The organism is Acidaminococcus sp. (assembly GCF_050873445.1).
Lineage (GTDB): Bacteria > Bacillota > Negativicutes > Acidaminococcales > Acidaminococcaceae > Acidaminococcus.
This window is the reverse complement of sequence record NZ_JBNMIU010000080.1, coordinates 1-6,696: the sequence shown is the minus strand read 5'-3', so window position 1 is coordinate 6,696 and position 6,696 is coordinate 1. Positions and strand designations below refer to the sequence as shown.

The 6,696-nt window shown below is 54.7% G+C and carries 8 protein-coding genes; all 8 read left to right on the top strand.

Annotated features, from left to right (window positions below):
* Positions 1-153: 153 nt before the first annotated feature.
* The 8 genes from prmA to ACR0QW_RS10520 all read left to right on the top strand — a co-directional run bounded on the left by prmA (position 154) and on the right by ACR0QW_RS10520 (position 6,440).
* A complete protein-coding gene (prmA, locus tag ACR0QW_RS10555) occupies positions 154-1,095 on the top strand; it encodes a 50S ribosomal protein L11 methyltransferase (protein ID WP_432643602.1) in 942 nt (313 codons plus the stop codon).
* A 1-nt stretch (position 1,096) separates the two neighbouring features.
* Complete coding sequence (locus ACR0QW_RS10550; protein ID WP_432643601.1) at positions 1,097-1,831, top strand: 16S rRNA (uracil(1498)-N(3))-methyltransferase; 735 nt, start codon at positions 1,097-1,099, stop codon at positions 1,829-1,831.
* Positions 1,832-1,843: 12 nt separating this feature from the next.
* Complete coding sequence (gene mtaB, locus ACR0QW_RS10545) at positions 1,844-3,157, top strand: tRNA (N(6)-L-threonylcarbamoyladenosine(37)-C(2))-methylthiotransferase MtaB (protein ID WP_432643600.1); 1,314 nt, start codon at positions 1,844-1,846, stop codon at positions 3,155-3,157.
* Positions 3,158-3,183: 26 nt separating this feature from the next.
* Complete coding sequence (locus tag ACR0QW_RS10540) at positions 3,184-3,519, top strand: histidine triad nucleotide-binding protein (protein WP_432643599.1); 336 nt, start codon at positions 3,184-3,186, stop codon at positions 3,517-3,519.
* A 99-nt stretch (positions 3,520-3,618) separates the two neighbouring features.
* Positions 3,619-3,795, top strand: a complete 177-nt coding sequence (rpsU, locus tag ACR0QW_RS10535) for a 30S ribosomal protein S21 (protein ID WP_012938095.1) — start codon at positions 3,619-3,621, stop codon at positions 3,793-3,795.
* 32 nt (positions 3,796-3,827) lie between these two features.
* On the top strand, positions 3,828-4,277 hold the full coding sequence (locus ACR0QW_RS10530; protein WP_432643598.1) for a GatB/YqeY domain-containing protein: 450 nt from the start codon (positions 3,828-3,830) through the stop codon (positions 4,275-4,277).
* An 81-nt stretch (positions 4,278-4,358) separates the two neighbouring features.
* Positions 4,359-5,543, top strand: a complete 1,185-nt coding sequence (locus ACR0QW_RS10525; protein WP_432643597.1) for a pyridoxal phosphate-dependent aminotransferase — start codon at positions 4,359-4,361, stop codon at positions 5,541-5,543.
* A gap of 12 nt (positions 5,544-5,555) precedes the next feature.
* Positions 5,556-6,440 carry a M48 family metalloprotease gene (locus tag ACR0QW_RS10520; protein ID WP_432643596.1) on the top strand — a complete coding sequence of 295 codons (885 nt, stop codon included), beginning with the start codon at positions 5,556-5,558 and terminating at the stop codon, positions 6,438-6,440.
* Positions 6,441-6,696 lie beyond the last annotated feature (256 nt).

The following is a 6,696-nucleotide window of genomic DNA, read 5'->3' as shown; positions in this document are numbered from 1 at the left end:
GCGGTTGGTAGCCTTTAAATCTAGGGCCTTAAGGCCGAGGCAGGTAACGCGGCTTATAGCCGCAGAGCAAACTACCCGTTATACGGGTAGTTTTGATTTTGTGGGTGTTTTTGTGATATAATTAAATAATATCTGTACAAAGGAGCGTTACAAATGGAATCTTGGCTGCAAGTGAGCATAAAAGTCACCCATGAAGCGGTGGAAGCGGTGGCGGAACTGCTGCGGGACGCAGGTGCCCGCAACGGTGTGGAAATCGAGGACCCGCTGCTGCTGAACCAGCTGCGGGAAAGCGCCACCTGGGAACTGTGCGACATTCCCCATCAGGAAAATACGGAAGTGGTCACCGTTTCGGCCTACTATCTGGAAAATCAGGAACTCCAGTCCCGGCTGGACAGGATCGAAGAAGGACTGAAGACCATCGAGAGCCGCATCGGAAAGTTTCGGTTCGGACCCACCCTGTTCCGGAAAATCAGCGAGAAAGACTGGGCCAATACCTGGAAACAATATTTCCATACTACGAAAGTAGGGAAGAAAATCGTGATCAAACCCTCCTGGGAAACCTATGCTCCCCAGGGTGAGGAAAAGGTTATCGCCCTGGATCCGGGTATGGCTTTCGGCACCGGTACCCATGCGACCACCAGCATGTGCATCCAGCGGCTGGAAGAGCTGGTGACATCGGACTGTGATGTATTCGATGTGGGCACGGGCAGCGGTATCCTGGCCATGACAGCGGCGCTTCTGGGAGCCAGATCCGTCCATGCGGTGGACATCGATGAAAAGGCTGTGGAAGTGGCCAGAGAGAACATCGCCCAGAACGGTCTGACGGACCGGATCGCTGTGACCCAGGGAAATCTGCTGGACGGTACCGACGGCCAGGCGGACCTGATCATCGCCAATATCATCGCTGACATCATCATCATGGTCCTGCCGGAAGTGGTGGCCAAACTGCGGCCCCAGGGCCGGTTCCTGGCCAGCGGCATCATCGAAGAACGGCTGGGGGATGTGGAAAAGGCGGCAAAAGAGCACGGCCTCACTTTCCTGGATGTGAAGCGGAAGGCGGGCTGGTGCGCCGTCACCATGGGAAAGGAAGCCTAGCATGTACCGGTTCTTCGTACCCCGGGATTTCGGGGAAACCATGTCCATCGACGGGCAGGACGCCCATCATATCACCCATGTGCTGCGGATGAAGCTGGGGGAACAGATCCAGATCGTCAGCCTGGATCAGGTGGCTGCTGTGATGAAGATCACCGGTTTTGGTGAGAACAGGGTGGACCTGGAACTGGTGGAAACTCTGGAAAAAAGCCATGAACCCAGCGTGAAGGTGACTCTGATCCAGGGCCTGCCCAAGCAGGACAAGCTGGAATGGGTGATCCAGAAAGCCATCGAGCTGGGTGTTACGGACATCCGGCCGGCCATTATGGACCATTCGGTGGTGAAGGTGGATCCGGCCCGGGCTGCCAAAAAGCAGCAGCGGTGGCAGAAAATCGCAGAAGCGGCAGCCAAGCAGAGCAAGCGTGACATCATCCCCCAGGTGGCCCTGCCGTCCAGGTTCAGGGATATCGTCACCGGCTGCGATGCGGAATTGAAAATTGTGGCCTATGAAGTGGAAGACACCCAGGGCATCCGGGAAGTACTGGCGGCGCACAAAAACGTCCGGTCCGTCGCTTTCCTGATCGGCCCGGAAGGGGGCATCTCCAAGGACGAATTCACCCTGACCCAGCAGCTGGGCTGGCATTCGGTGAGCCTGGGACCCCGGATCATGCGTACGGAAACGGCGGCGCTGGCCACGTTGACAGCCATTATGTATGAAACAGGCAATTTGGGAGGCTAAGGAAAAACAGGCATGAAGAAAATCGCTTTTTATACACTGGGATGCAAGGTGAATCAGTCGGATACCGCATCCATGGAGAAGCTGTTCCGGGATGCCGGCTTTGAAATCGTAGGCTTTGAAGACGATGCCGACATCTACCTGATCAATACCTGCGTGGTAACGAATATGGGGCAGAGCAAGAGCCGGAAGATCATTCACAGGGCGGCCCGGAAAGAACCCAAACCCCTGATCGTGGTCACCGGATGCTATCCTCAGGCAGCGCCGGAGGAAGTGGCTCATATCGAGGGCGTGGACCTTCTGATCGGCACCCAGGACCGGGGCAGGGTGGTGGAACTGGTGCGGGAACGGCTGGGAGAAGATCCCATGGAGGCTCCCATCAACGCCGTCCATGACCTGCCGGTGGGCAGCGGATTCGAAGAACTGGATGCGGCCGTAGATGCCAGCCGGAACCGGGCCTTCCTGAAGATCCAGGAAGGTTGTGACCAGTACTGCGCCTACTGTATCATTCCCTATGCACGGGGCCATCTGCGCAGCCGGTCCCTGGAAAATATCCGGGAGGAAGTGGCCCGTCTGGCTGCAGAGAACTATAAAGAAGTGGTGCTGATCGGCATCCACCTGGGCTGCTATGGCAAGGAGATCCCCGGCGGCCCCCGGTTGTCGGATGCGGTGAAAGCCGCTCTTTCGGTGCCCGGCGTGCCCCGGTTCCGGCTGGGCAGCCTGGAAAGCGTGGAAGTGGAGGACAAGCTGCTGAAGCTGATGGTGGAAAATCCCCGACTGTGTGCCCATCTCCATCTTCCCCTGCAGGCCGGCTGCGATGCCACCTTGGCCCGGATGCACCGGCCCTACGATACGGCAAGATTCGCCAAGCTGCTGGAGCGCATCCGCAGCCTGGTGCCAAACGTGGCCATTACCACGGACGTAATCGTGGGATTTCCCGGCGAAACAGAGGAAGATTTCCAGAAATCCATGGATTTCATCCGGCAGTGCCGGTTCAGCAAGATCCATATTTTTCCTTATTCCCAAAGGAAGGGGACACCGGCGGCCACCATGCCCGGGCAGCTTTCCAACAAGGAAAAGCAGGAACGGGTACACCGGCTGGAAGCCATCGACCGGGAAGGGAACCTGGCCTACCGGGAAGCCCAGCTGGGCACAGAATCCTCCGTACTGTGGGAACGGCGCAACAAGGACAATGGCCTGTGGGAAGGCCTGACTCCGGGTTATGTGCGGGTCTATGCTCCCGGCAGCGAGGAATGGAAAGGAAAAATTTCTGCCGTTCGTCTGGAAAGTATCTTTGAGGACGGGCTGAAGGGTGCTATAATAAAATAGTATATTGGGAACAGGGGGTGAGACAAATGACAGACTGCGTATTTTGTAAAATCATTTCCGGGGAGATCCCCAGCAAACGAGTTTATGAAGATGACAAGGTAATCGTGATCAACGATCTGAATCCGGGTGCGCCGGTGCATGTTCTGGTGATTCCCAGGGAACACACGGAAAACATCCTCACGGCATCCCCTGATATCCTGGTCCATGTGAAGAAGACCCTGCCGGATCTGGTAAAGAAACTGGGCCTTGAAGAACACGGCTTCCGGGTCGTGGTGAATACAGGCGACTGGGGCGGACAAAGTGTCCCTCATCTGCACTTCCACATTTTGGGGGGCAAGGAACTGGGCTGGCCTCCGTGCTGAGAATTTTTTATTGACAACCTTTCCATATTTACGGTATAATAGCAAAGTGTTAATGTTAAATTACACTTCCCGAAAGAGATCGTGGAGGGAGGGATATAGATGACTGAGATCAGAGTTGGCAAAACCGAATCTTTGGACAGCGCTCTGCGCCGTTTCAAACGCGCTACGCAGAAAGCTGGCGTTCTGTCCGAAGTGCGGAAACGCGAACATTATGAAAAACCCAGCGTAAGACGGAAAAAGAAGTCTGAAGCTGCAAGAAAACGCAAATCCAGATAATCTTTTCAGGACTTGATTTGGGGGCGTAGAAAGTGTCTTTACGAGAACTTCTGCAAACCGATATGAAGCAAGCCATGAAAGACCGGGAAAACGGCAAGCTTCGGCTGGCCGTTTTGCGTATGGTCTGGGCTGCCATTCGGAATAAGGAAATAGACGAAAAGACCAACCTGGATGACAATGCCGTTCTGGCTGTCATCATGAAGGAAGTTAAGCAGAGAGAAGATACCATCAAAGAGATCAAGGATGCCAATCGTCCGGATCTGGTTGAAAAGAACCAGCAGGAAATCGACGTACTGAAGAAGTATCTGCCGAAACAACTGAGCGACGATGAGCTGAAGAAGATCGTGGAAGATGCCATTGCCAAGACCGGCGCCAAATCCATGAAGGATATGGGCAAGGTCATGGGCACGGTCATGGCACAGACCAAGGGCCAGGCAACCGGCCAGCGGGTCAACGCCATGGTAAAGGCTCTGCTGGGCTGACGAAATTAGGGGACTGTCACGGAAGTGGCAGTCCCTTTTTGTGATATAATAAGACTAACTCTCAGAAAATCAGGTGATACCATGGTTAACGAAAAAATGTATGAACTGGGTTCCAGGAAATCCACCATCCGCACCATTTTTGAATACGGCCAGAAACGGGCCCAAGAAGTGGGAGCGGAGAACATCTGCGACTTCAGCCTGGGCAACCCCAACGTGCCGGCTCCGGAATACATCAAACAGGCCGTCATCGACATCATGAATGAACTGCCGCCCCAGGCCATCCACAGCTACACGGTGGCACCGGGCAACCCCCAGGTGCGGGAAACCCTGGCGAAGGATATCAACCGCCGTTTCGGCACCCGTTTTACCGGCGCGAACCTGTTCATGGTCAGTGGTGCCGCGGCTGCCATTACCATCTGCTTCAAGGCTCTGGCTGAGGAGGACGATGAATTTATCGCTTTTGCTCCTTTCTTCCCGGAATACCGGTGTTTCGTGGAATCCACCGGCGCCAGCCTGAAAGTGGTGCCTGCCCGCACGGAAGATTTCCAGATCGATTTCGATGCCTTTGAAAAAATGGTGACGCCCCATACGAAAGGGGTCATCGTGAATTCCCCCAACAACCCCAGCGGTGTGGTGTATTCCGAAGATACCATCAGGACCCTGACTGCCATCCTGGACAAAAAAGAAAGGGAATATGGTCATCCCATTTTCATCATCTCTGATGAACCCTACCGGGAAATCGTGTACGGGGACATCAAGGTCCCGTATCTGCCTCTGTATTACAAAGATACCCTGGTGTGCTATTCCTACAGCAAATCTTTCTCTCTGCCGGGCGAACGGATCGGGTATATCGTCATCCCCGGCGAAGTGACGGATTTTCATAAGATAGCGGGCGCCATTGCCGGGGCTGCCCGGGTGGAATGCCATGTAAACGCACCTTCTCTGTGGCAGCTGGTGGTGGCCCGGTGCGCCGGCAGGCCTTCTGATGTGGAACCCTACCGCCGTAATGGAGAACTGCTGTACAAAGGCCTGAAAGAAGCCGGGTTTACGGTACTGAAGCCCCAGGGAGCCTTCTACCTGTTCCCCAAATGTCTGGAGGACGATGATTACGCCTTCTGCGAACGGGCCAAGAAGTATGACCTGCTGTTGGTACCGGGGACGGATTTCGGATGCCCGGGCTATTTCCGTGCCTCCTACTGCATCAGTTATGAAACCATCAAGAAATCCCTGCCGCTGTTCAAAAAACTGGCAGAGGAATACAAGTAAGGAGGGAGCAGCTTGAAGACAGTCATCCTGATGGTGGCGTCTTATTTCGTCAATTTCATCCTGCTTTCGGTCTACAGCCCCTTTGCCATGCTGGTGTTCGGACCCTTCCTGGATCCGGCCACCCTGCAGCGGCTGAACAGCAATCCGGGTTACTCCTACTGGTTCATGAGCGTCCTGGTGCTGGTACCGGGGCTTCTGATGCAGCTGTCTCCGTTCCAGCGGCTGATGATCTTTTTTAGCGGTTATAAGCCGATCGAAGGAGCGCAGCGGGACATGTTCGAACAGGCCCTGCAGCCAATCCTGCAGCGGGGCGGCCTGGAAGGACAGGATTTCCATTTGTATGTGAACCCTGATCAATCCGTCAACGCCTGCGCCCTGGGTGACAACAACATCGTGGTGAACGAACCCATGTTCCGGTATTTTACTGTGGATGAGCTTTCCGGGGTGCTGGCTCATGAGATGGGACACCTGCAGAAAGGGCATACCTGGAAGCTGCTGCTCCTGTGGGGCATGACCCTGGCCAACCGGGTGGCTTTCTGGTGCTACCGGATGGTACTGATGTTCATGACAGTGCTTCAGATCATCCCCTTCATCGGCTGGATTCTGGGCTTCTTCTGCCTGGTCATGAACTTTTTCCTGCAGATCGGCAACTGGGTACTGACCTATCCGCTGATCCTGTTCAACCGGTACTGTGCCCGGCAGGACGAATATGCGGCAGACGCCTATGCCTGCAAGGTGGGGCTGGGCCCGGAACTGTACGAGGGACTGGCCAAGATCGACACCATGTATCACAACCCCCGGCTCAGCTTCTTTGGCCGTATGCTGTCCGACCATCCGGCAACGGATGAAAGGCTGCGGCGGATCAGGGAGTATGTGGAAGAAATGGGTACGAGGTAAAAAGAGTGTGGAATCATCCTTCGCGGGTCCAGTATCTTTGCCTGCATCAGCTGGTGATCAGTGAATGGTAGCGAGTGACGGGGATGTGAAAAATGTTTTTTCACATCCCCTTTTTCTGTCGGGTTTGAAAACCCCACGCTATGCGTGGGGTTCTGGAAAGCTTTTAGCTATACCAAAAAATCCTCCTTTGGTAAAATGAAGATGGCTACCAACCACTTCATTTTGAAAGGAGGATATCCTGAATGGATATTTCAAG

Coding starts and splice junctions, on each gene's coding strand:
- ACR0QW_RS10550 (WP_432643601.1), top strand. CDS start 1,097: ATGTACCGGTTCTTCGTACCCCGGGATTTCGGGGAAACCATGTCCATC.
- prmA (WP_432643602.1), top strand. CDS start 154: ATGGAATCTTGGCTGCAAGTGAGCATAAAAGTCACCCATGAAGCGGTG.
- ACR0QW_RS10540 (WP_432643599.1), top strand. CDS start 3,184: ATGACAGACTGCGTATTTTGTAAAATCATTTCCGGGGAGATCCCCAGC.
- ACR0QW_RS10525 (WP_432643597.1), top strand. CDS start 4,359: ATGGTTAACGAAAAAATGTATGAACTGGGTTCCAGGAAATCCACCATC.
- mtaB (WP_432643600.1), top strand. CDS start 1,844: ATGAAGAAAATCGCTTTTTATACACTGGGATGCAAGGTGAATCAGTCG.
- rpsU (WP_012938095.1), top strand. CDS start 3,619: ATGACTGAGATCAGAGTTGGCAAAACCGAATCTTTGGACAGCGCTCTG.